This window comes from Parafrankia sp. Ea1.12, from assembly GCF_900465275.1.
Lineage (GTDB): Bacteria > Actinomycetota > Actinomycetes > Frankiales > Frankiaceae > Parafrankia > Parafrankia soli.
On sequence record NZ_UBIZ01000162.1, the window covers coordinates 16,745 to 37,910 of the forward strand.

General features: G+C 73.7%; 15 protein-coding genes. 10 read left to right on the forward strand and 5 right to left on the reverse strand.

The genetic code is table 11. The features are described 5' to 3' along the window. Nucleotides 1-167 precede the first annotated feature (167 nt). The 3 genes from FMEAI12_RS04545 to FMEAI12_RS04555 all read left to right on the forward strand — a co-directional run bounded on the left by FMEAI12_RS04545 (nt 168) and on the right by FMEAI12_RS04555 (nt 2,197). Nucleotides 168-794 carry a 50S ribosomal protein L25/general stress protein Ctc gene (locus tag FMEAI12_RS04545; RefSeq protein WP_071059186.1) on the forward strand — a complete coding sequence of 209 codons (627 nt, stop codon included), beginning with the start codon at nt 168-170 and terminating at the stop codon, nt 792-794. A gap of 17 nt (nt 795-811) precedes the next feature. Then, the gene (pth, locus tag FMEAI12_RS04550; RefSeq protein ID WP_112105072.1) at nt 812-1,399 is read left to right on the forward strand and encodes an aminoacyl-tRNA hydrolase; all 588 of its coding nucleotides are present in this window, start codon (nt 812-814) and stop codon (nt 1,397-1,399) included. Nucleotides 1,400-1,543: 144 nt separating this feature from the next. Further along, a complete protein-coding gene (locus FMEAI12_RS04555) occupies nt 1,544-2,197 on the forward strand; it encodes a PIG-L deacetylase family protein (protein ID WP_020458433.1) in 654 nt (217 codons plus the stop codon). A gap of 90 nt (nt 2,198-2,287) precedes the next feature. Here FMEAI12_RS04555 and FMEAI12_RS04560 read toward each other — a convergent pair whose 3' ends face one another. Then, entirely contained in the window at nt 2,288-3,514 is a 1,227-nt protein-coding gene (locus FMEAI12_RS04560; protein ID WP_112105073.1) for a glycosyltransferase, read from the reverse strand. A gap of 189 nt (nt 3,515-3,703) precedes the next feature. Here FMEAI12_RS04560 and FMEAI12_RS04565 point away from each other — a divergent pair, with 189 nt between their 5' ends. Together FMEAI12_RS04565 and FMEAI12_RS04570 are read left to right on the forward strand one after the other, a co-directional pair. Beyond that, nucleotides 3,704-4,918 carry a glycosyltransferase gene (locus tag FMEAI12_RS04565; protein ID WP_071059192.1) on the forward strand — a complete coding sequence of 405 codons (1,215 nt, stop codon included), beginning with the start codon at nt 3,704-3,706 and terminating at the stop codon, nt 4,916-4,918. A gap of 154 nt (nt 4,919-5,072) precedes the next feature. Further along, the gene (locus FMEAI12_RS04570; RefSeq protein ID WP_112105084.1) at nt 5,073-5,984 is read left to right on the forward strand and encodes a glycosyltransferase; all 912 of its coding nucleotides are present in this window, start codon (nt 5,073-5,075) and stop codon (nt 5,982-5,984) included. A 43-nt stretch (nt 5,985-6,027) separates the two neighbouring features. Here FMEAI12_RS04570 and FMEAI12_RS04575 read toward each other — a convergent pair whose 3' ends face one another. The 4 genes from FMEAI12_RS04575 to FMEAI12_RS04590 all read right to left on the reverse strand — a co-directional run bounded on the left by FMEAI12_RS04575 (nt 6,028) and on the right by FMEAI12_RS04590 (nt 11,185). Continuing rightward, nucleotides 6,028-7,725, reverse strand: a complete 1,698-nt coding sequence (locus tag FMEAI12_RS04575; protein ID WP_112105074.1) for a S8 family serine peptidase — start codon at nt 7,723-7,725, stop codon at nt 6,028-6,030. Nucleotides 7,726-7,947: 222 nt separating this feature from the next. Then, the gene (locus FMEAI12_RS04580) at nt 7,948-9,549 is read right to left on the reverse strand and encodes an ABC transporter permease (protein WP_112105075.1); all 1,602 of its coding nucleotides are present in this window, start codon (nt 9,547-9,549) and stop codon (nt 7,948-7,950) included. Then, nucleotides 9,546-10,466 (reverse strand): ABC transporter ATP-binding protein, encoded by a 921-nt coding sequence (locus FMEAI12_RS04585; RefSeq protein ID WP_112105076.1) that lies wholly within the window; start codon nt 10,464-10,466, stop codon nt 9,546-9,548. Before FMEAI12_RS04585 ends, FMEAI12_RS04580 begins: the two co-directional genes overlap by 4 nt. Further along, complete coding sequence (locus FMEAI12_RS04590; protein ID WP_235013696.1) at nt 10,463-11,185, reverse strand: TetR/AcrR family transcriptional regulator; 723 nt, start codon at nt 11,183-11,185, stop codon at nt 10,463-10,465. The genes FMEAI12_RS04585 and FMEAI12_RS04590 overlap by 4 nt, the downstream gene beginning before the upstream one ends. Before the next feature lie 258 nt (nt 11,186-11,443). Here FMEAI12_RS04590 and FMEAI12_RS04595 point away from each other — a divergent pair, with 258 nt between their 5' ends. From FMEAI12_RS04595 to FMEAI12_RS04620, 5 genes are all read left to right on the forward strand, one after another. Continuing rightward, nucleotides 11,444-12,472: an NAD(P)-dependent oxidoreductase gene (locus FMEAI12_RS04595; protein ID WP_071059195.1), complete on the forward strand. Its 1,029-nt coding sequence runs from the start codon at nt 11,444-11,446 to the stop codon at nt 12,470-12,472. Then, complete coding sequence (locus FMEAI12_RS04600) at nt 12,469-13,038, forward strand: dTDP-4-dehydrorhamnose 3,5-epimerase family protein (RefSeq protein ID WP_112105078.1); 570 nt, start codon at nt 12,469-12,471, stop codon at nt 13,036-13,038. Before FMEAI12_RS04595 ends, FMEAI12_RS04600 begins: the two co-directional genes overlap by 4 nt. Nucleotides 13,039-13,613: 575 nt before the next feature. Then, the gene (locus FMEAI12_RS04605) at nt 13,614-14,897 is read left to right on the forward strand and encodes a class I SAM-dependent methyltransferase (protein ID WP_071059198.1); all 1,284 of its coding nucleotides are present in this window, start codon (nt 13,614-13,616) and stop codon (nt 14,895-14,897) included. A 915-nt stretch (nt 14,898-15,812) separates the two neighbouring features. After that, nucleotides 15,813-19,037 (forward strand): hypothetical protein, encoded by a 3,225-nt coding sequence (locus tag FMEAI12_RS04615; protein ID WP_235013697.1) that lies wholly within the window; start codon nt 15,813-15,815, stop codon nt 19,035-19,037. A gap of 222 nt (nt 19,038-19,259) precedes the next feature. Then, a complete protein-coding gene (locus FMEAI12_RS04620) occupies nt 19,260-20,852 on the forward strand; it encodes a lipopolysaccharide biosynthesis protein (protein WP_112105080.1) in 1,593 nt (530 codons plus the stop codon). The last annotated feature ends 314 nt before the right edge of the window (nt 20,853-21,166 follow it).

The window sequence follows — 21,166 nt, forward strand, 5'->3', positions numbered from 1 at the left end:
GTGTTGACAGCGAAGCTTCCGGTACTGTTGAGGACCGCGTCCATGATGGCGCGGCCCCGCCGTCCGGCGCTGAGCCACCTTTCGCCGCTGAGTCACCATCTCCTGGTGATCGGCGGTCGGTGACCGCCAGGCGCCGAGTTCACATTGCTGAAAGGATGAGCGCCCCCATGTCCGAGGTCCGCATCGCCGCGGAGCCGCGCACCGAGTTCGGGAAGGGCGGGGCTCGTCGCACCCGCCGGGCCGGCAAGGTCCCGGCTGTTCTCTACGGTCACGGCCAGCCGCCGCGCCACATCGCGCTGCCCGCTCACGATCTGCTGCACGCGTTCAAGACCGACGCCGGCACCAACGTCCTGCTGACGCTGGAGCTGTCGGGCCAGACGGAGCTGGCGCTGCCCAAGGAGGTCCAGCGCCACCCGATCCGCGGCAGCTATGAGCACGTCGACCTGGTCCTGGTCAACCGGGGCGAGCACGTCTCGGTCGAGGTCGCGCTCGTCCTCATCGGTGAGGCCGACCCCGACACTCTGGTCGACCAGCAGGTCACGGCGCTGTCGGTGAAGGCCGACGCGGCGTCGCTGCCGGACCGGATCGAGGTCGACATCACCGGCCTCGAGGCGGGTCACGGCATCACGGCCGCCCAGCTGGAGCTGCCGCAGGGTGTCGAGCTCGAGGCCGACGGGGAGCTCGTCGTCGTCCAGGGCCTGGCCAAGCGCACGGTCGCCCAGATGGAAGCCGATCTCGGTGAGACCGCCGAGGGCACTGAGGGCACGGCCGCCGCCCCGGCTGCCTCGGCCTGATCTGTTCCGGCGAACGGATGGAAGCCCCTGCCGATGACGGGCCCTGGCTCGTCGTCGGCCTAGGCAACCCGGGCGCGAGCTATGCCGGGAACCGGCACAACGTCGGTTTCATGGTGGTGGACCTGTTGGCCGAGCGCACCGGCGCCCGGCTGCGGTCCCACCGCTCGCGGGCCGAGATCGACCAGGTGCGGATCGCCGGGCGCTCGGTCGTTCTCGCCAGGCCGCGGACGTTCATGAACGTCTCGGGGCCGCCGGTGGCCGCCGTCCGGGCGTTCTACAAGATCGACCTCTCCCGGGTGATCGTCGTCCACGACGAGCTGGACATCCCGTTCGACGCCATCCGGCTCAAGCGCGGCGGCGGGGACAACGGGCACAACGGGCTGCGCTCGATCACCTCGTCGCTGGGCTCGCGTGACTACCTGCGGGTCCGGGTCGGCATCGGCCGGCCACCCGGGCGGATGGATCCGGCGGATTTCGTCCTGCGCGACTTCAGCCCGGTCGAGCGCAAGGCGCTCCCGCTGATCGTCGACAACGCGGCGGACGCCGTCGAGTCGCTGCTCCAGGAAGAGCTCGCGGCCGTGCAGAACCGCTTCCACGCCGGTTGACGCGCACCCGCGAGGGAACACACCGCCACCGTGTTCGCCCGCGGGTGCGCGAGCCTGCTGGTGCAGGCGGTATCGGTGATGTTCCGCTGTGCGGATCCGGGTAGGTTGGGCCGCCATGTGGCCGGTAACCGAGAGGAGCGTGCGATGCTCGCGCTGACGCCGGGCCGCCCGGTCGAGGGCAGCGCCTACACGGTGGTGGCCCTCGGCGCGCACGCGGACGACGTGGAGATCGGCGCCGGCGGCACGATCTCGCAGATGATCGCCGCCCATCCGGACACTGTGGTCCACTGGGTGGTCTTCTCCGGCAGCGGTGAGCGGGGTTCCGAGGCGGAGGCGAGCGCGCGCGAGCTGCTCGGCTCGTCCCTGGGCTCCCTGCACCTGCACGAGGTGCGGGACGGCTTCCTCCCCCGGGAGTGGAGCGGGGTCAAGGAGATGCTGCTGCAGATCTCCCGGCAGGTGACCCCGGACATCGTCTTCGCGCCCTCGCTCGGTGACGCCCATCAGGACCATCGCATGCTGGCCGAACTGGCCTGGCAGGCCTTCCGCGGCGCGCTGATCCTCGGCTACGAGATCCCCAAGTGGGAGAGCGACCGCGGCGCCCCGAGCCTCTACGTACCGGTGCCCGAGGACGTGGTGGCGGCCAAGGTGGAGCATCTCCAGCGGCACTTCAGCAGCCAGCACGACCGGATCTGGTTCGACGAGGAGACGTTCCGCGCGACGATGCGGCTGCGCGGCGTCGAGTGCGGCAGCCGCTACGCCGAGGCGTTCGACGCCCGCAAGCTGACACTCGCCTGGTGACCTGACCGGGTCACCGGGTCACCCCCGGTGACCGGGGGGCGGTGCGGGGCCCCGTCGGGTGACCCCGGCGCCAGCCCCGCCAGCCCCGTCTCAAGCGGTCTGAGCTGCGGTCTCCTCGGTGCGCCCGGCCAGCATGCCCCGGACCCGGTCGATGAGCGTCGCGTGATCGAGCTCGCGCAGGACGAACTCGCGCCCGGCCGTCCCGACCTCGGCGGCGAGCCAGGGGTTGTCCAGCAGCCCGCAGACGGCGTCCGCGAACGCGCCCGGATCGTCGGCGACCAGCAGATGCTCGCCCGGGCGCCAGCCCAGGCCGCGGCTGCCGGTCGGGGTGCTGACGACAGGCGTCCCGGCGGACATCGCCTCGATCGCCTTGATGTTGACCCCGGACCCGGAGCGCATCGGGTTCACCGACACGGTCGCCCCGGCCACGTAGCCGAGCACGCTCGGCACGTCGGTGTGCAGCTCGACGCTGTCGAAGCCGGCCAGCCACTCGGCCAGGCCGTCCTCCGGACGGCGGCCGACGACCTGCAGGACGGCCGCGGGGTGGCGCACCCGGATCGTGGGCCAGCAGCCGCCCAGGAACCAGCGCAGCGCCTCGATGTTGGTGGGCGTGTCCAGCGAGCCGACGAAGACCAGGCGCTCGCCGGCCCGCTCCGTGTCCGCGACGCCGCCGGCCGCGCGGGCCTCGGCGACCGTGCTGGCGGGCAGGAACGGCGGTAGGTGGAACGTCGGGACGCTCGCCCGCCCGCGGCGCCACTCGTGGTCCTCCACGGAGATGTCCGCGATGGCGTTCACCAGCGGTGAGTGGTGCATGGCCTGCTCGGCGAGCCGCAGGCGGTGGTACTCGAGCTCGTAGGCGACCGCGCGGGGGCCCGTGGAGTTCCGGGCCAGGACGCGGAAGAACTCCGAGTCGATGTTGTGCGCCCGCACCAGGTGGGGAAGCCGCCAGATCCGCGAGATCTCCTCGCCGAGATGCGACGTCCGGCAGCTGTAGCTGATGACGGAGTCGGCGCGCGGCGGGGTGTTCTCCAGCGCCCGGCGCAGCGGGCCGACCGGGCGGGACGCGTGCGTGAACGGCCGCGGCGAGAGGTGCGCCAGCGGGCTGTCGTCCCGGGGTAGGCGGATGACCGCCGCGCCGGGGACGGCGTCCTCGTAGGCCGCGATGTCCAGGTCGGTGCGGGACGGCACCAGGACCTGCATCCGGATACCGGCCGCCGAGGCCGCCGTGAGGAAGCTGAAGGTCTCCACCCGCCCGCCGGCATCCGCGGGGAGGAAGGGCTCCTCGACGACGACGATCCAGCGCTCGGAGTCGCTCATCCGAGTAACTGTAGTCCCGGGGCCCGAGACCGCCCGGCAGGGGAGCGGCAGGGACACCGGCGGGCATGCCGGGACAGCGGGTCCGGGCGGGCAGGGACGGGTTCCGCCCGGCCCGCGTCGGTGATCGCCCCGGTAAGGTGCCGGGTAGCCCATTCCGTCACCTGGTAGAGGCACCGCTACGGTTGTCGCATGACAGGAGCTCGTGCATTCGGGAAGGGCACCGCGATCGCGGTTCTCGGCGCGACCGCCGTGTACGGCCATGTTCTGTATCCCGCTTACATCGGGTACCGCAGTCGTGGGCTTGCGCCGTCGGTCCCCGCCGAGCCGGACGTGTGGCCGGGCCTCAGCGTCGTGGTCTCCGCCTACCGCGAGTCGGCGGTCATCGGCACCAAGCTCGACGAGCTGGCCGGTACGGACTACCCCGGCCCGATGGAGATCATCGTCGTCGCCGACGACGCGGAGACGGCCACGGCCGCCCGCCGTCCCGGCGTCCGGGTCCTGTCGTCCGGGGAGCGGCTCGGCAAGGCCCGCGCGGTCAACCGCGGTGTCGCCGCGGCCAGCCACGACGTCGTGGTCCTCACCGACGCCAACGCGGTGCTGGCCCCGCACTCGCTGCGCGCCGCGGCGCGCCACTTCACCGACGAGTCCGTCGGCGCCGTCGCCGGCGAGAAGCAGGTCGACGACCCGGCCGGCGCCCAGGGCTTCTACTGGACGTTCGAGTCCTGGCTCAAGCAGCGCGAGTCCGCGACCGGCGCCACCATCGGCGTGGTCGGCGAGATGCTGGCGTTCCGCCGCAAGGCGTTCCGGCCGCTGCCGAAGGACACCGCGGTGGACGACGCCTGGCTGGCGCTCGACATCCTCGAAAGTGGCCTGCGGGTGGTCTATGAGCCCGAGGCCTACTCGATCGAGACCTCCGCGCCGGACTACGCCGCCGAGTGGGAGCGCCGCACCCGCATCGTCGCCGGCAACCTCGACATGCTCTGGCGGCGCCGCGCCGCGCTCGTGCCCGGCGCGCTGCCGGTCACCTCGCAGCTGTGGGGGCACCGGCTCGTCCGGTCCTCGTTCGGCCCGCTGGCCCACGTCGCGCTGGTGGCGATCAGCGTCCCGGCGGCCCGCAACAGCTGGGGCGCCCGGCTGTTCCTGCTCGGCAACGCCGCCGGTGCGGCCAGCGCCGGCGTCCTGATGCGGGGCGGGACCCCGCCCGGGCCGAGCCGCCTGGTGGCCCAGGTCTTCTTCCTGCAGGCCGTCGCGCTCGGCGGCGTCCGCCGCTTCCTGGCCCGTGACCGGCCGGCGATCTGGCCGAAGCCGGACCGGCAGCCCGTGCCGGCGCAGCCGGCGGCGTCCGAAGCCGACATCGACCCCGCCAGCGCGTCCGGGGCCGGTGCCTCCGTGTCCGTTGTGTGACTGTCGTCCGTCGTGAGCTGACCGTTCCGAGCGGCGAGCTGAGAGGAACAGACCCGTGCCGGACATCGCACCCGACTCGGTTGCCGACCAGGCGACACCTGCTGGCTCCACCCTGGAGACACCAGCTCCGGACGGCCCCGCCAGGGTGCCAGCCGTGCCCGCCGTGCGGCCGGCCGTGGACGGCTGGTCGTTCGAGCTCCAGCTCGTGAGCTTCCACAGCCGTGACCAGCTCGAGCAGATGTTCGCGACGCTGCCGATCGACATGCCCGTCGTCGTCGTCGACAACGCCAGTGGCGTCGACCGGGTGGACGAGCTCCTCGCCGACCGGCCGAACGGCCGCTACATCGATTCCGGTGGCGGCAAGGGCTTCGCGAAGGCGGCCAACATGGGCATCCGCTCGTCCGCGTACGACTACGTGGTGCTGGGCAACCCGGACAGCCGGCCGACCGTCGAGGTCATCAGGACGCTCGTCGCCGACCTCGAGGGCGACCCCGGCCTGGTCGTGAGCGCGGCGACCATGAAGGGGCAGGACGACAAGCCCGAGCTCGGCAACGGCGGCTGGGAGCCGACCCCCCGTCGGGTGCTCATGCACGTCCTGGGAGCCCACAAGATCGCCCCGTCGTCGGCGCTGTTCGCCCGTCCGACGCCGAACCGGCCGATGAGCCCCGAGTGGCTGACCGGGGCCTGCATGGCCGTCCGCCGGCAGTCGTTCCTCGAGCTCGGCGGCTTCGACGAGACGTTCTACGTCTACAACGAGGACATGGCGCTGGGCCGGGCGATCCGCGAGGCGGGGATGCGCCAGCAGCTGCGCACCGACCTGCTCGTCCCGCACGGCGCCGGCGGCTCCGGGGCCGGCAAGACGTGGATGCTGCAGATGCGCGGCGCCTCGATGGTCCGCTACCTGCGCAAGCACAACGCCCCGGCGCGGGTGAACGTGATGCGCTCGATGCTCGTCGCCGGCTACGCGGGCCGCACGGTGCTCTCCCGGGTGCGGGGCCGCAGGGCCACGGCCGACGAGCACGCCGCCTACATCAAGGGCCTGCTGGTCGGCCCCCCGCCGCGCTGACACCAGGGCACTGCTGACACTGACGCCTCGGACGTCCCGAGCGTCAGTGCGGTGTCCGCCACCCGCGGGTGTCGACGGGAACGCCCCCACCGGGGGTGCGCGGGCCTCCCGCCGCCGGCCCGGCCGGGTGCGGTGGGGCCGGCGGGTGTGGCGGGGCAGGCTGCCCCGCCCTGTCGGGTGGTACGGCACGGGCCGGTGGAGCCGCCCAGCCGGGCTGCGTCGCCCAACCGGGCGGGGGGGCCTCCGGCGGGACGGCCGCCGTCACGGGCGGGCCACCGCCCGGCCCCGTGACCCCGGCCGTGGCCCGGCGGCGGCCCAGCGCCGTGGCGAACCGGGCGCCGGCCAGCACGTACGCCAGCGCCCCGAGCAGAACACCCGCCGACGCCGCGAGGCCGAGCCCGGCGATCCAGGTCAGCGCGGACGGGCCGTCCCCACCCTCGTCGGGGCTGGCCGCGGCGACGGGGGGAGTGGCGGCCGCGGGCAGCGGCGGTGTCGGCAGGGCCGGGATGGCCCCGTCGGGGGTGGCGCCGCCCCCGGCCCCGCTGCCGCCGTCCGCGCTGCTGCCGGTGCGTGGGATCGGGGCGGTGAGCAGTGGGTTCCCGTCCACGAGGGGGAGCTCGGCGGTCAGCGCGGCCACCGGCTCGACCAGCCCGAAGCCATACTGGCTGTCGCGCCCCACCGGGCCCATGTCGAGCGCGGTGCGGATCAGGCGGTTGATGACGTTGGGTGCGTCCAGGCCGGGCTTCGCGGCGCGGACGAGCGCGGCCACCCCGGCGACGATCGCCGCCGAGTTGCTGGTGCCGCCTCCGGTGTCCAGGCCGTCGGGCGACACCCTGGTCGGCACCGGAGCCCGGATGCCCGGTCCGGGCGCGGCCAGGACGGCCTCCGGCCCCTGTACCGAGCCGCCCCAGAACATCCCGCGGTAGTCCGATCCGGTCACGGCGATCACGCCCGGGATGTTCGCCGGGGAGTTCACCTCGGTGTCGCCCGGCTCGGTGTTGCCGGCCGAGGCCACGACGACCACGTCGTGCGCGAGCGCGTAGCGGACGGCGCTCTCCTCCGCGCTCGTCGCCCGCCCCACCGAGCCGAGGGACATGCTGATCACGCCCGCCCCCCGGTCGACGGCGATCCGCACCGAACGGGCGACCTCCTCGGAGTCGGCCTCCTCGCCGGTGGAGATCGGCAGGATCTTCGCCTCGGGCGCGACCCCCCACACAGCCGGGTCACCGACGTCACCGCGGGCGGCGACCAGCCCGGCCATGGCCGTGCCGTGGCCGTCGGGGTCGTCGTCGCGCAGCCCGTCGAGAGCGGCGTCCGCACCGACCCCGGCGCCGGAGAGGAGCTGCCCGCGCAGCTTCGGATGGGTGGCGTCCACCCCGCCGTCGATGATCGCCACGATGACGCCCCTGCCGCGGCTCACCCGGTGGGCCTCGGCGAGCCGGAGGCTCTCGTGGTACCACTGCTCGTTGGTGGACGAGAACCCGCTGGACGGCAGCCCGCCCGACGGGGAGCGGCCCGGCGCCGCGGCCGTCGGCGCGGGGGCGGCCCGAGGGGCCGGCCGGGCGCTCGCATCCGGGACAGCCTGCTGGGGCGTCGCGGCGGTCGCTGTGCCGGCCGTGGCGACGGCCGCGGCGCCGGGCAGCAGCACCGCCGTCAGCACCGCCGTCAGCACCCCGCCGGCGACTCCGGCGGCCGGGCGCCGCCCGGCCCGGGCCCCGCTGGCGCCGCCTCGGTGACCCATCACTACGTGACCTGCCTTCGGACGCTCCGCGCGGCGCGGACCGGGGGATGCGCATCACGACACGAACACGCACACACCGTGCCCGGAGGCGAGCTTTCCACATCCTCGGTGTTGTGCGGTCGTTTGTCTGCGAGTCGACAGGCAGTCGGTTCACCAAGACACACGTCGGCTACATGACGTGATGTGGGTCATATCCGTACGGGGGAGGGTGGGCGGTGCGGGTCAGCTGGCCGGGATGTCCCGGCGCCGCAGACCGGCGAGACCAGCCGCGGCGAGCGCGGCGGCGAGGAGTGTGAGCACGGCCAGCGCCACGGCGGACACCGACCCGCCCGATGCGCCCGTGGTGTGCGTGAACGGTGAGACGTCCAGCAGCCAGTGGCTGGCGCCCGCGCCGGCGCCGACCAGACCGAGCAGCACGCAGGCGGACAGCGCGGCCCAGCTCATCGCGCACAGCCGGGGCAGCAGGCCGAACAGCGTCACCGCGATCGCCGCCAGCACGGCGACCGCGGGCAGCTGCCCGGCCGCGAGACGCACGGCATGCGGGAGCTCGCGCCCGACGTCGCCGCTGCTCAGCCCGTAGACCAGCCCGGTGACGGCGCCGGCCGTGAGTAGCGCGATGCCAGGGCCGAGAGCGGCGGTGAGCAGATGGCCCGCCGCCCACCGCAGCCGCCCGACGGCCGTCGCCAGGATCGGCTCCGCCCGCCCGCCGGTCTCCTCCACGCGCAGCCGCAGGACGGCCTGGATCGCGTACCCCGCCGCGAGCATTGCCATGATCGACATGACGGATGCCAGGTAGGCGTCGACGATCGCGCTCCGGCCGCCCAGCCGGGTGAACACGTCCCGCAGCGTCGGGTTGTCCCCCACGAGATCCCCGACGCCGTTCGCGACCCCGCCGAACACCGCGCCGAGCAGGGCGAACCCGGCGATCCAGGCCGAGAACAGGCCCCGGTGCAGCCGCCAGGCCACTGCCAGCGGTGACCGCAGCGCGGGCGTCGCGCCGGCCCGGCCCGGGCGGTCCGGCAGCAGGCCGGCCCCGAGGTCGCGCCGGGCGGACAACCCGACGGCCACCCCGACGAGCACGGCGACCACGGTCGCGACGGGTGCGAGCAGCCACCAGCGCTGCGCGCCGTAGGGGTGGATCCGCTGGACGAGGCCGATGGGCGACAGCCAGGACAGCCAGGCCCATCCCGGGGAGTCGCCGCGATCGCCGGCGATCCGTGCCGCGTAGGCCGCGCCGAGGACGGCGGCCCCGATCCCGCGCGCGCCGCCGGCCCCCGTGGTGACCTGCGCGGCCACCGCGCCGACCGCCGCGAAGACCCAGCCGGCGGCGGCGAGCTGCATGCCGAGTGCCAACGATCCGGCCGCGGGCAGGTCCTTTCCGATCAGGGTGATCGTCACGACCAGGGCGACGGCGAGATCGGCGGCGCAGGTCACGGCCAGGGCGGCCGCGAGGCCGGCGTGCCGGCCGACCACGGTCGCGCCCACCAGCTCCCGCCGCCCGGCCTCCTCCTCGGCCCGGGTGTGCCGGATGACGACGAGCAGGCTGATCAGGCCGACGACGACGGGCAGGAACCCGGCCCGCCAGGTGATCAGCTCGCCGAGGCTGGAACCGCGCAGGGGCCCGTAGAGGGCGGTGAAGGTCCCGTCGCGCGCGCTGGTCGCGAAGAACTCCTGCCGCTCGGTGGCCGTCGGGTACAGGTCCGCGAAGGAGACCGCCAGGACGACCGGGAGGAGGCCCAGGACGGCCACCCACACGGGAATGAGCGCCCGGTCCCGGCGCAGCGCCAGCCGGGCCAGTGCTCCGGTGCCCGTCAGGCCGTTCACCGCTCCGCCTCCGCGCGGCCGGGGCGCGTGCCGGCCCGGCCGTAGTGGCGCAGGAACAGCTCCTCGAGGGTGGGTGGCTGGCTCACGAGGCTGCGCACCCCGGCGGTGGTGAGCCGCAGCAGCGCGGCGTTGAGAGCGTCACCGTCGGCCTCGAAGCTGACCCTGGTGCCGGCCACGTCCAGCCCGTGCACCCCGGGCAGGTCCACGAGCCCGCTCGCCGGGGTGACGAGCTCGGCCCGGACGGATGTCCGGGTCAGGTGCCGCAGGTCCGCGAGGGTGCCGGTCTCGACGGTCCGGCCGTCCCGGATGATCGTGACGCGGTCGCAGAGCGCCTCGACCTCGGCGAGGATGTGGCTCGACAGCAGCACCGTGCGTCCGCCCGCGCGCTGCTCGGCCCGGACGACCTCGCGGAACACCTCCTCCATCAGTGGGTCGAGGCCCGAGGTCGGCTCGTCCAGCAGCAGCAGCTCGACGTCCGAGGCGAACGCGGCGACGAGCGCCACCTTCTGCCGGTTGCCCTTCGAGTAGGAGCGGCCCTTCTTGCGCGGATCGAGGTCGAAGCGCTCGAGCAGGTCCGCCCGACGCCGCGGGTCGAGGCCGCCCCGAAGGCGCCCGAGCAGGTCGATCGCCTCCCCACCGGAGAGGTTCGGCCAGAGCGTGACGTCGCCGGGTACGTAGGCCAGCCGGCGGTGCAGCGTGGTCGCCTCCCGCCAGGCGTCGCCGCCGAGCAGCGTGGCTGTGCCGGCGTCGGCACGGGTGAGGCCGAGCAGGACCCGCAGAGCCGTGCTCTTGCCCGCGCCGTTCGGTCCGAGGAAACCGTGTACCTCACCGGTGCGCACGGTCAGGTCGAGGCCGTCCAGGGCCCGGGTGGACCCGAAGGTCTTGACCAGCCCTCGCGCGTGGATCGCCTCGTTCATGACCGCCGCCGCTCGGGCCCGGCCGTGGCCGTGGCCGTGGCCGGGCCCGGAGCCGTGGCCGGGCCCGGAGCAGGGAAGTGGGCCAGGACCTGGTCGTAGGCGGCGCGTGCCTGCTCCGCCTGCTCGGGGCTGATCACGGCGCGCGAGTAGATGTCGACGAGCGCCCGGCCCAGCCGGACCTGACCGCCGGCGGACAGGATGTCGGTTCCCAGCGCCCGGGAGACGTGCCCGTGCAGGGCGAGCAGGCCGGCCTGCATCGCGACCAGTGTGGCGGCGAACGCACGTGGGTCGTCCGACCCGGCCAGGTGTTCTTCCGAGACCCACTTCTCCGCGACGGCGACCATGCGGTCGAACAGCGCGGCGGCGGCCGCGGAGCCGTCGATCAGCGACCGCGCCACATAGCGCTGCATCAGCAGCACCGTGGGATGGACGGCGACCAGGAAGGCCGGGTCGGCCAGCCGGCCGCCCAGGAGCGCCTGCTCCTTGATGGTCACCAACTGGTCCAGCGCGTACGTGTCGCAGGCGTCGCGCAGCGCCTCCTTCGACCCGAAGTGATGGCGGACCAGCCCCGACGACACTCCGGCCGCCTCGGCGACCCCGCGGACCGTCGTGGCCTCGAAGCCCTGGTCGGCGAACATGCGCAGGGCCGCGTCGCGGATGCGCGCCTTCGCCGTCAGATCCTCGGGCGGCGGACCGGCCCGGCCGTGAACACCGCCCACCCACTCATCCGTCATCTCGCGTCGCCCGTCATCTCGCTCCTCCTGTGGTCCGAACCGATCGGCTACACAAGACGGCGGTATCCTACACGCTTGTGTAGGTCGCGTCCGGTATGCGCAGAGTGTTCGTCGTCAGACGGACAGGAGCACAGTGGGGCGTCACTGGCGGGCACCTCCGGCCCTCTCGGTACCTTCTGTGGTCGGAGCGCAGGGCCGTCGTCGAACCCCGCGTGCCCTCGTCGAGATCGGGAGGACTCTCGGATGAAGGTGCTCGTCACCGGCACGGAGGGCTACCTGGGCTGCCTGCTTGCCCCGGAGCTGCTGCGCGACGGCCACGAGGTGGTCGGGGTGGACACCGGCTACTACAAGTACGGCTGGCTCTACCGCGGTACCGACCGCGTCCCGTACACGATCGACAAGGACCTGCGCGACCTCACCGTCGAGGACTTCGCGGGCGTCGACGCGGTCGTGCACATGGCGGAGCTGTCGAACGACCCGCTGGGCGCGCTGGCGCCCGACGTGACCTACAAGGTGAACCATCAGGGGTCCGTGCGGCTCGCGAAGCTGGCGAAGCAGGCCGGCGTCCAGCGGTTCGTCTACATGTCGTCGTGCAGCGTCTACGGCGTCGCGACCGGGTCGGACGTCACGGAGACCTCGCCGGTCAACCCGCAGACGCCGTACGCCGAGTGCAAGGTCTACGTCGAGCGGGACGTCGCGCCGCTGGCGGACGACACCTTCTCGCCGACGTTCCTGCGCAACGCCACCGCGTACGGCGCCTCGCCGCGGATGCGGTTCGACATCGTGCTGAACAACCTGGCCGGGGTCGCCTGGACCACGAACGAGATCGCGATGACCTCGGACGGCACCCCGTGGCGCCCGCTGGTGCACGGCCTGGACATCGCCAAGGCGATCCGGTGCGTGCTCGCCGCGCCGCGCGACGCCGTCCACAACGAGATCTTCAACGTGGGTGACAGCGCGCAGAACTACCAGGTGAAGGAGATCGCGGACGCGGTCGCCACCGTCTTCACCGGCTGCAAGCTGAGCTTCGGCGACAACGGCGGGGACAACCGCAGCTACCGGGTGTCGTTCGACAAGATCGCCTCCCAGCTCCCGGGCTTCTCCTGCGACTGGGACGCGCACAAGGGAGCCGAGCAGCTCCACGAGGTGTTCAGCCGCATCCAGCTCGACACCGAGACGTTCACCGGCCGCGGGCACACCCGGCTCAAGCAGCTGCAGTACCTGATCGGCACCGGCCAGGTAGACGCCGAGCTGTTCTGGACCGCCCGGTGAAGCTCACGCCCACCGCCGTCGACGGCGTGACGATCGTCGACGTCGAGGCGTTCTCGGACGACCGCGGCCTGTTCGCGCGCACCTTCTGCCAGGAGGAGTTCGCCGCCGCCGGGCTGGAGGTCGCCGTCGCGCAGTGCAGCGTCGCCTACAACCGCCGTGCCGGGACGATCCGCGGCCTGCACTGGGCCGGCGAGCCGGTGCGCGAGACCAAGCTGGTCCGCTGCACCCGCGGCGCCCTGCTGGACGTCATCGTCGACTCGCGGCCCGGCTCGGCGACCTACCTGGAGCACGTGGCCGTGGAGCTGACCGCGGACAACCACCGGGCGTTGTTCATCGCCGCCGGGCTCGCGCACGGCTACCAGACCCTGGTGGACGACACCGAGGCCACATACCAGATGAACGTCCCGTTCACTCCGGGGCATGATCGTGGTCTCCGTTTTGACGACCCCCGGCTCGGGATCGCCTGGCCGCTGCCCGTCTCGGTGATCTCGGAGAAGGACCGCGGCTGGCCGCTGCTGCCCGCCGGCGCCCCGGGTGACGAGCTCATCCAGCTCGGCCAGACCTGAACGGGGGGATCCGGTTTGCCGGATCCGCGTCCCGGGCCCGTCGGCAACGGCCATGCCCACTGGGCAGGCCGGTTTCCCGGGGTGGGGATGCCCGGCGTGCTTGCGTCAGGTCAACTCCGTGCGTGTGTGACACTCACGTCACCGTGATGTGCGCCTGTCGGGGTGGCATCCCGGGCACGAGGCGGGAAGCGTGGAGGAGGCGACGAAAGCGGCCGAATCCAGCACCTGGCGTGTTTGTTCGCAACGCTGAGTAATGTGGGGGTGGTTCGGGACGGCCGGACGGGTACGAGCGGACCACCTGGAAATCGATCTGTTCGCACGCCCGTCATGGTGATCTGGTCGGACGCGGTCGTCGGTGGGTCGGTGGTCCGTGACCGGTCGACCGGAGGCGGCTGACGGCCGTCACGCCGACATCGTCATCATCTCGACCGAGGCCACATTAGATCCGATCCGGCCGCAGCCCGAACTGTTGTCAGCCGAAGTACAGCCAGCTGAAGTGCCGCCAGCTGAAGTGCCGCCAGCCGAACCGCCGCTCACCGGTCACCGCGCGCCGGTCACCTCGAACAGGGGAACGCATGTCATCCGGAACCTCAGCAGAAGGAAGCCCGGCCGCGGGAGGCGTCGCCGCCCCGGTCACCGCCTGCCGATCGTGTGACGGGCCCGCCCCGCGTGTCTTCCTGTCGCTGGGTGACACCCCTGTCGCGAACCGGCTCGTGAAGGCGGACGCCCTCGACGCCGTGGACCCGGCCTTCCCGCTGGAGGTCGGCTTCTGCGAGCAGTGCGCGCTCGTCCAGCTGACCCACGTGCTCCCCGCCGACGAGATCTTCGACGCCGACTACCCGTACTTCTCGTCGTTCTCCGACATGCTCGTCCGGCACTCCGAGAAGCACGTGATCGACCTGATCGCGAGCCGCAACCTCGGCCCGGAGAGCCTGGTCGTCGAGGTCGCCAGCAACGACGGCTACCTGCTCAAGGCGTTCGTCGAACGCGGCATACCGGTGCTGGGCATCGAGCCGACCCCCGGCCCGGCCGCCGCCGCGCGCAAGGCGGGCGTGCCCACCCGCGAGGAGTTCTTCGGGGCCGACCTCGCCCGTACGCTCGTCGCCGAGGGCCTGCGGGCGGACGTCATCATCGCCAACAACGTGATGGCGCACGTCCCCGACCTCAACAGCTTCGTCGAGGGCTTCTCGATCCTGCTCGCCGACGACGGGATCGTCGACGTCGAGAACCCCGGGGTCGGCGCGCTGCTGGCGCACAACGAGTTCGACACCGTCTACCACGAGCACTTCTGCTACTTCTCCACGATCGCGGTGGACGCCCTCATGCGCCGCCACGACCTGCAGCTCGTCGGCGTCGAGGAGTTCGCGGACCTGCACGGCGGGACGCTGCGCTGGCGGATGCAGCACCAGGGCGCCGCCGAGCCGACCGGGTCGGTGAAGGCCGTCCTGGACGCGGAGCGCGCCGCCGGCCTCGGGACGTTCGAGCGCTACGGCAGCTTCGGCGACGACGTCCGCGTGCTGCAGGGCGAGCTGACCGAGCTGCTGCGCTCGCTGAAGGCCGAGGGGAAGTCCATCGCGGCCTACGGCGCGGCGGCCAAGGGCGCCACCCTGCTGAACTCGACCGGCATCGACCACACGCTGATCGACTTCGTCGTCGACCGGAACGTGCACAAGCAGGGCAAGTACATCCCGGGCGCGCGGATCCCGATCCTCGACCCGGCCGTGCTGCTTGAGCGCCAGCCCGACTACCTGCTGCTGCTCGCGTGGAACGTGAAGAAGGAGATCATGGCCCAGCAGGAGGAGTACGCCTCTCGGGGCGGCCGCTTCGTCGTACCCGTGCCCCGTCCGGTCGTGCTCTAGGAGAGCCCAACCCAACGAAGCGATGACATCAGCGTCGGCAGCCCCCCGGCTGCGCCCAGCACCCCGCGGCCCGGACATCCTCGACGTCCCGGGCGGGACGGGGTGTCGGGCGTGACCGATCTCGGTATGGAGCCGAGGGCAGCCGGCGCGGACGACGCGGACCTCCCGCCCGAGCCGCCCGCCGGCGACGCCGACACCACGCAGTACGTGCCGCGCGCCCCGCGTCAGCCGCGCACCGGGCCGACCGGCCGGAACGACGAGCCCCAGCCCCGGCCTGGCGCGACCGATCCCCGGCAGCAGGAGGTCCACGTCGACACTCCGCTGCCGCGGATCGTCCTGCCGGGCACGCCCGATCCGCGGGGCGCCACCGATCCCCGCGGTGGTGCTGACCAGTGGGGTGGTGCTGACGGGCGGACTGGAACTGATCCGCGCGGGGGGCCGGAGCAGCATCGGCCGGTTCCCGAGCCGTTCGTGGTGGAGGGCCGATCCGGCTACCGGGACGGCCGCACCCCACCCCCCGGTCGCACTCCGCTCCCGGGATACCGGCCCGAGGCTGGTCACACTCCGCCCCCGGGTCGCACTCCGCCTCCAGGGCACACTCCGCCTCCAGGCCGGACGCCGCTCCCGGACCGTCGGCAGGAGCCGGGCCATCGGGCGGAAGCGGGCTACCGGCCGGAGGTGGGCCGTACTCCGCCCCCGGGCCGCACGCCAGCCCCGGGGCGTCCCGAGCCGTACGGGCGTACCCCATCCTCTGGCGCGACACCGTGGCCAGGCCATGCCGCGCCACCCGCGCACACCCCGCCGCCGGGACGTACTCCGCCGCCGGGCGGCGCCGCGCCGTTCGAGCGGGCTCCGGCCCCGGGGAACACCCCACCGGCCGGGCAGGCGCCTCCCGGTCACACACCGGCAGGGCACGTGCCTTCCGGCTACACGTCTCCCGGGCAGGCGCCGCCGTCCGGGCGCACGCCGTCCGGGCGCACGCCGCCGCCCGGCTACACCCCCCGCCCGGGCGGTACGCCCCTGCCGGGCGTCCGGCCGCCGGACGGGACGCCGCCGAACCAGGGCGCGGCGCGTGCGCTGACGCCGCCGCCGGGCTGGACCCCCATGCCCCGGCATTCCACCGGCAACACGCCCGCCCCCGGCGGCACCCCGACCGACCCTGCTGCCCGGCACGACCAGCCGGGACAGGGCGAGCGGGGCGCCGCGCAACGGGCGGGCGGGGCGCCCCCGTCCGGCGGATGGGTTCCGCCCGAGACCACCGTCCGCATGGGTACCACCGGGCCGCAGGCACCGCCTCCGCCGGGAGGCGTGGCCCGTCAGCCCACGCCGAGGCCCGCTCCGCCGAGCGGCTTCACGGTGGGCACGCCACTGCCGGGGCGCCCGGCCGGCACCCCGCCGCCCGGCGCCGGGCCGGCGCAGACCCCACCACCGCAGACGTCACCACCGCGGACCTCGCCACCCGTCCCGTCGCCCGGCCTGCCGCCGGCGGGCCGGCGGGGCGATGACTTCATGCGGGTCGACGTCGCCGGCCCGAGTGCCGCCGCACCCCCGCCGGCGACCCAGCTCCCATCCACACCGCCCTCAGCCACCCAGGCCCCGACCGCCCACTCGTCTGGCGCCCACTCGTCTGGCGCCCACTCGCCTGGCGGGCAGTCGCCCGCCGGGCAGTCGCCAGCGGATCAGCGTCAGGCCCCGCCGCCGCCCGCCGCACCGCGTTCCGCGGGAGCGCCTCCCGAGGGGCGCCCTGCTGCCGCGGCCGGCCCTGCCGGCCTTGCCGGCGCGGCCGGAGCGGGGGACGCGCGACGATCGGGGCGCGGATGGTCGGCGACGGGGCGCCGGGAGCCGCGCCCACCGGGCCGGGGCGGCGGCGCCGCGGCCGGATCGGACCAGACCGCGCTGACCAGCCGGGCCGGCGATGGCCGCGGCCGGCAGGGCCGTGGCGGGCGCCGCGGGCGGCAGGGCGCGGCCCGCAACCCCGACATCCACTTCATCAACGCGTTCACCGACACCATCGACCTGTCGTCGCTGCGGCGCCGGCTGGAGATGGAGGACGGTGCCGCCGCCGTCGACCAGACGGACTACATCCCGCGTCTCTACGGCCGTAACCGGCCGGAGTCCGACGCCGCGAGCACGCAGGTCATGCGGCGCTCGGGGGCCGGAACGGGGCCAGGGCAGGCTGGTGGCCGGTGGGCCGGCCCGGCCAGCTCCGGGAGCGCGGCCGGAGCGGCCGCGGGCGAGGGCGACCCGGTGGACGGAACCGCCCGGCCCGGCCGGGCGCGCCACGCACGCGGCGGAGGTTCCGGCACCGGGGCGCTGGAGGTGGCCGAGCAGCGTCCGGGCACCGGGCCGGCCGCCGCCGAGGAGGCCGTCGTAGGCGGCGGGTCGACGAAGGCGAAGGCGATCTGGACCCTCGCCGACCAGGGTGTCTCCAGCGCCACCAACGCCGCCGTCTCGCTCCTGATCGCCCGGCAGGTGAGCTCGTCCGAGTACGGCTCGTTCGCGATCGCCTACATCATCTTCTCGGTGATCATCGGGATCTCCCGGGCGGGTGGCTGCCTGCCGCTGGGGATCTCGTACTCGGGCAAGTCGGTGTCCGAGTTCCGGTACGCGGCCGCGTCCGCCACCGGAGCGTGCCTGGTCTTCGGTGGACTGCTGGGGATCGTGCTCGTCGGCGTGGGGGCCGTCGCCGGTGGGTCGGTCGGCTCCGCCCTCGTCGTGGTGGGCTTCGTCCTGCCCGGCCTGCTGCTCCAGGACGCCTGGCGCTACGTGTTCTTCGCGATGGGCAAACCCCTCGGCGCGTTCCTGAACGATGTCGCCTGGGCCCTGGTGCAGGTGGTCGGGCTGACGGTGCTCATCGAGCGGGGCGTGACGGCCTCGCCGCCGATGCTGCTCGCCTGGGGCATCTCCGCGCTGGTCGCGGCGCTGCTGGGGGTCGCGCAGGCCGGTCTGTGGCCGGCGCCGTCGCGGGCGCTGACCTGGGTCCGGGAGAACCGGGCCAACGCGGCCAACCTCGCGGCCGAGTTCGTCACCGTCCAGGGCGCGCTGCAGGCGTCGATGCTGCTGATCGGGCTGCTCAGCTCCAAGGAGACGATCGGGGCGCTGAACGGCGTGCGGACGCTGCTCGGCCCGACCACCGTCATCGGCGTGGGCATCGTCAGCTTCGCGGTGCCGGAGCTCTCCCGCCGCATCGACATGTCCGTGCGGGCGCGCGAGCGCGCGGCGGTGCTGCTCACGGTGATCGTGGTCGGCGTCGGCGGCCTGTGGAGCCTGCTGTTCATCGCATTCCCGGCCATCGGGGAAACGCTGCTCGGTGACACCTGGCCCGGGGCGCACCACATCCTCGTGTACTCCGCGTTCCACTACGCGGGGACGGCGCTGCCGACCGGGCCGGCCTGCATCATGTACGCGCTCGGCCGAACCAAGATCACGTTCCGGATCAACCTGTCCATGGCGCCGATGCTCTTCGCCTTCCCGATTCTCGGCCTGCTGCTCGCGGACGCCACGGGCGCGGTCATCGGGTACAACCTCGTGTTCTGGGGCATCGCCCCGGTCTGGTGGATCCTGCTGCGCCGGATCGTCCGCGAACACGCACGCGGACGACCGGACGCCCGTGACGCGGCCGAGATGTCCGTCCAGGTCGGGGCGCCCGAACAGGCCGAGACGTTCGAGGAGATCGCGACGTCCGACCGGGCCGAGAGGTTCGATCACACCGGGATGTCCGACCGGGCCGTCCTGCCGGCCGGGAACGTGCGGGTCGTCGAGCCCTCCGGACGGGAGGGCCCCGGCCGGGAACGGGCCCAGGTGTCGAGGCTGCCCGCGCTCGCGCCGCCACCACCATCCGGTCGTCCGAGCCGCGGCGAGGCGGTACATGTCAGGCCGGCACACGGCGGCGAGGCGCACGGAACCCCCGCGCGCGGCGGCGCGGGCGCTGGCGGCGCGGGCTCCGGTGGGGCGGCGCAGGAGGACGTCGAGCGGACCACGGTTCTGCAGGGCCCGCCCCCGCGCGGAAGCTCCGTTGAGGTGTCGCCGCAGGCCGGCGAGCGGGACCGCAATGATCCTGAGCCGCTGGACCTGCTCGAACCGGAACAGCGCGGCGGTGCCGACGGACCGCGAGGCGGCGGGCGAAACCCTGGCCGCTAGCCTGCGCTCACGCTATGAGTCGCTTACTTTGCGCTATCGGCTATGCTCACAAATCGGTTCCGTCAGATCTTGGCCGTGGTCCGATGACCGGGCCGGACGCTCCTGTGGGGGGCCCAAATTGACTCCGCTTCACCTGCCGCCCAAAGGGCTTGCGTCAGCGTTCGCCCAGCTGCGGCTGACCGGCACCTCGCCACGCGCCTGGCGCCCTGAGGCGGGCGCCGCATGAGCCGCTCCTCTCAGCAGGGCACGGAGTCCGGCCGGGCCCCATCTGCCCCGTCGCTGATCCGCATCCTCAAGCCGCGGTGGATGGTGATCGCCATCTCGGTGGTCATCCTGGCCGCGCTGGCGATGATCATATCCAAGCAGCAGGCGGCGACGTTCCAGGCGAGCTCGCGCATCTTCCTGGACACCTCGGACCAGACCCTTGGCGCGAACTCGGTCGACGCGGGCCGCTTCGTGCAGACCCAGGCCCAGCTCGCGACCTCGACAGCGACTCTGGACGAGATCGCCGCCAAGCTGAAGATCACCCGGGCTGACGTCGCGGACCGCCTGACGACGACCCCGTCGGACGAGGGGTACTTCTTCACGATCACCGGTACCGGCACCAGCGAGCAGGCCGCGATCGACTTCGTCAACGCCGCGACGGCCGCCTACACCTCCCAGCTCGGGAAGTCCGGCTCCGGTGACGAGACGTTGGTCGACACGCTCACCAGGATCCGGAACGAGAAGGCAACCCAGCTCCAGGGCCTCGACCAGCAGGCCCAGACCCAGGAAGGCGGGGCATCGGACCCCGGGCTGACGAACCAGCGTCTCGTGCTCCAGGACGAGGTGAAGGCGCTCAACACCCGGATCACCGAGGCCGGTGTGAACGTCGCCGCGGCGCCCACCACGATCCGGCTCGCCGAACCGTCGCGGTCGGAGGGTCAGGTCGCGCCGAGCCTGTTCCGTAACGTCCTCGTCGCCGCGCTGCTCGGCCTGTTCGGTTCCGCGGCCGGGCTCTGGATCATGTACCAGCGCCGCCCGACCATCCTCGACCCGCACAACTCGGCGGACCTGATGGGCGTGCCGCTCATCGCGGACCTGCCGGCGAGCCGGACGAGCGCGAACGCGGCGGAGACACTGGTATCGGCCATGTCGGCGGTGATGTCACCCACCAGCAAGGTGGTGGCCTTCACCCCGGCATCCCGGACGGACCTCAGCTCCGAGCTGGTCGCCGCCGTCGCCGCCGCCTGGTCGGACGACCAGGGCGTGGTGCTGATCCTCGACACCTCGGCGCAGTCGGAGGTCCGCGCGTCGCTGGAGGGGCTGCCCCGGCCCACCTCGGCCGAGCTGCCCCGCTGGGCGCACGAGCCGACCTGCCTGGCCCGCTCCTCGGGGACGGGCCGCGGCCACATCCTCTACAACCGGGTCTCGCCGGCCCGGGCCGCCCGCCCGGGGGGCCTCGCGCCCATCCTGGCCGACCGCGCGCCTGTGGTGGACCTCGTCATCCTCGTCACCGCCGCGCTCGCGGACCTGCCGATGACCGCCGCCTCGGCGATCCAGGCGGACGCCGTCGTCGTCATCACCTCGCCCGACACCAACCTCAAGGAGCTCGAGCAGGTGCCGCGCGACTGGCCGGCCCTGGCCGAGCGGGTCGTGGGTGTCGTGCACGACGGCCGCACGGCGGTGCGACGCAACGCGGGTGGCGGGCGCGGCTCGCCGCAGGCCGCGGTCGAGTCGATCACCTCGGCCTCACCGGTGGGCGGCGAGGCGGCCAGCCGCGCCCCCCGTGACACCGAGGCGACGGACCGCTACGCGCGTCCCGCGAAGCGCTGAGTCAGGCACTGACGGCAGCAGGCAACACAAACACCACAGAGGCCGGCCGCCGCCCCGAGGTACGAAGGACGGGCGGCGGTCAGGCCCCGCCAGGCACGGCAAGAGGCACCACCCCCCCAAGGCCCGGGACCCACGGGCGGCGGGGATGCTGGACCGCACCGAATGAGGGGCGGGTTGGCCGGGATTTGGCAGAGTCCCGGCCGGCCCGCCCCTCGCTGTTTCCGCCCGGGAACCCGCCGGTCCGGGCTGGGGAGATACGCGCGCCCGAAACGATCGTGCTCAGGCCGGCGGGGGCGGGCCGGCCTGAGCACGAT

What these genes read in the sequence shown, in the direction of transcription:
- FMEAI12_RS04595 (WP_071059195.1), top strand. Translation starts at nt 11,444, where the DNA reads ATGAAGGTGCTCGTCACCGGCACGGAGGGCTACCTGGGCTGCCTGCTT.
- FMEAI12_RS04575 (WP_112105074.1), bottom strand. Translation starts at nt 7,725, where the DNA reads ATGGGTCACCGAGGCGGCGCCAGCGGGGCCCGGGCCGGGCGGCGCCCG.
- pth (WP_112105072.1), top strand. Translation starts at nt 812, where the DNA reads ATGGAAGCCCCTGCCGATGACGGGCCCTGGCTCGTCGTCGGCCTAGGC.
- FMEAI12_RS04545 (WP_071059186.1), top strand. Translation starts at nt 168, where the DNA reads ATGTCCGAGGTCCGCATCGCCGCGGAGCCGCGCACCGAGTTCGGGAAG.
- FMEAI12_RS04620 (WP_112105080.1), top strand. Translation starts at nt 19,260, where the DNA reads ATGAGCCGCTCCTCTCAGCAGGGCACGGAGTCCGGCCGGGCCCCATCT.
- FMEAI12_RS04555 (WP_020458433.1), top strand. Translation starts at nt 1,544, where the DNA reads ATGCTCGCGCTGACGCCGGGCCGCCCGGTCGAGGGCAGCGCCTACACG.
- FMEAI12_RS04585 (WP_112105076.1), bottom strand. Translation starts at nt 10,466, where the DNA reads ATGAACGAGGCGATCCACGCGCGAGGGCTGGTCAAGACCTTCGGGTCC.
- FMEAI12_RS04605 (WP_071059198.1), top strand. Translation starts at nt 13,614, where the DNA reads ATGTCATCCGGAACCTCAGCAGAAGGAAGCCCGGCCGCGGGAGGCGTC.
- FMEAI12_RS04565 (WP_071059192.1), top strand. Translation starts at nt 3,704, where the DNA reads ATGACAGGAGCTCGTGCATTCGGGAAGGGCACCGCGATCGCGGTTCTC.
- FMEAI12_RS04560 (WP_112105073.1), bottom strand. Translation starts at nt 3,514, where the DNA reads ATGAGCGACTCCGAGCGCTGGATCGTCGTCGTCGAGGAGCCCTTCCTC.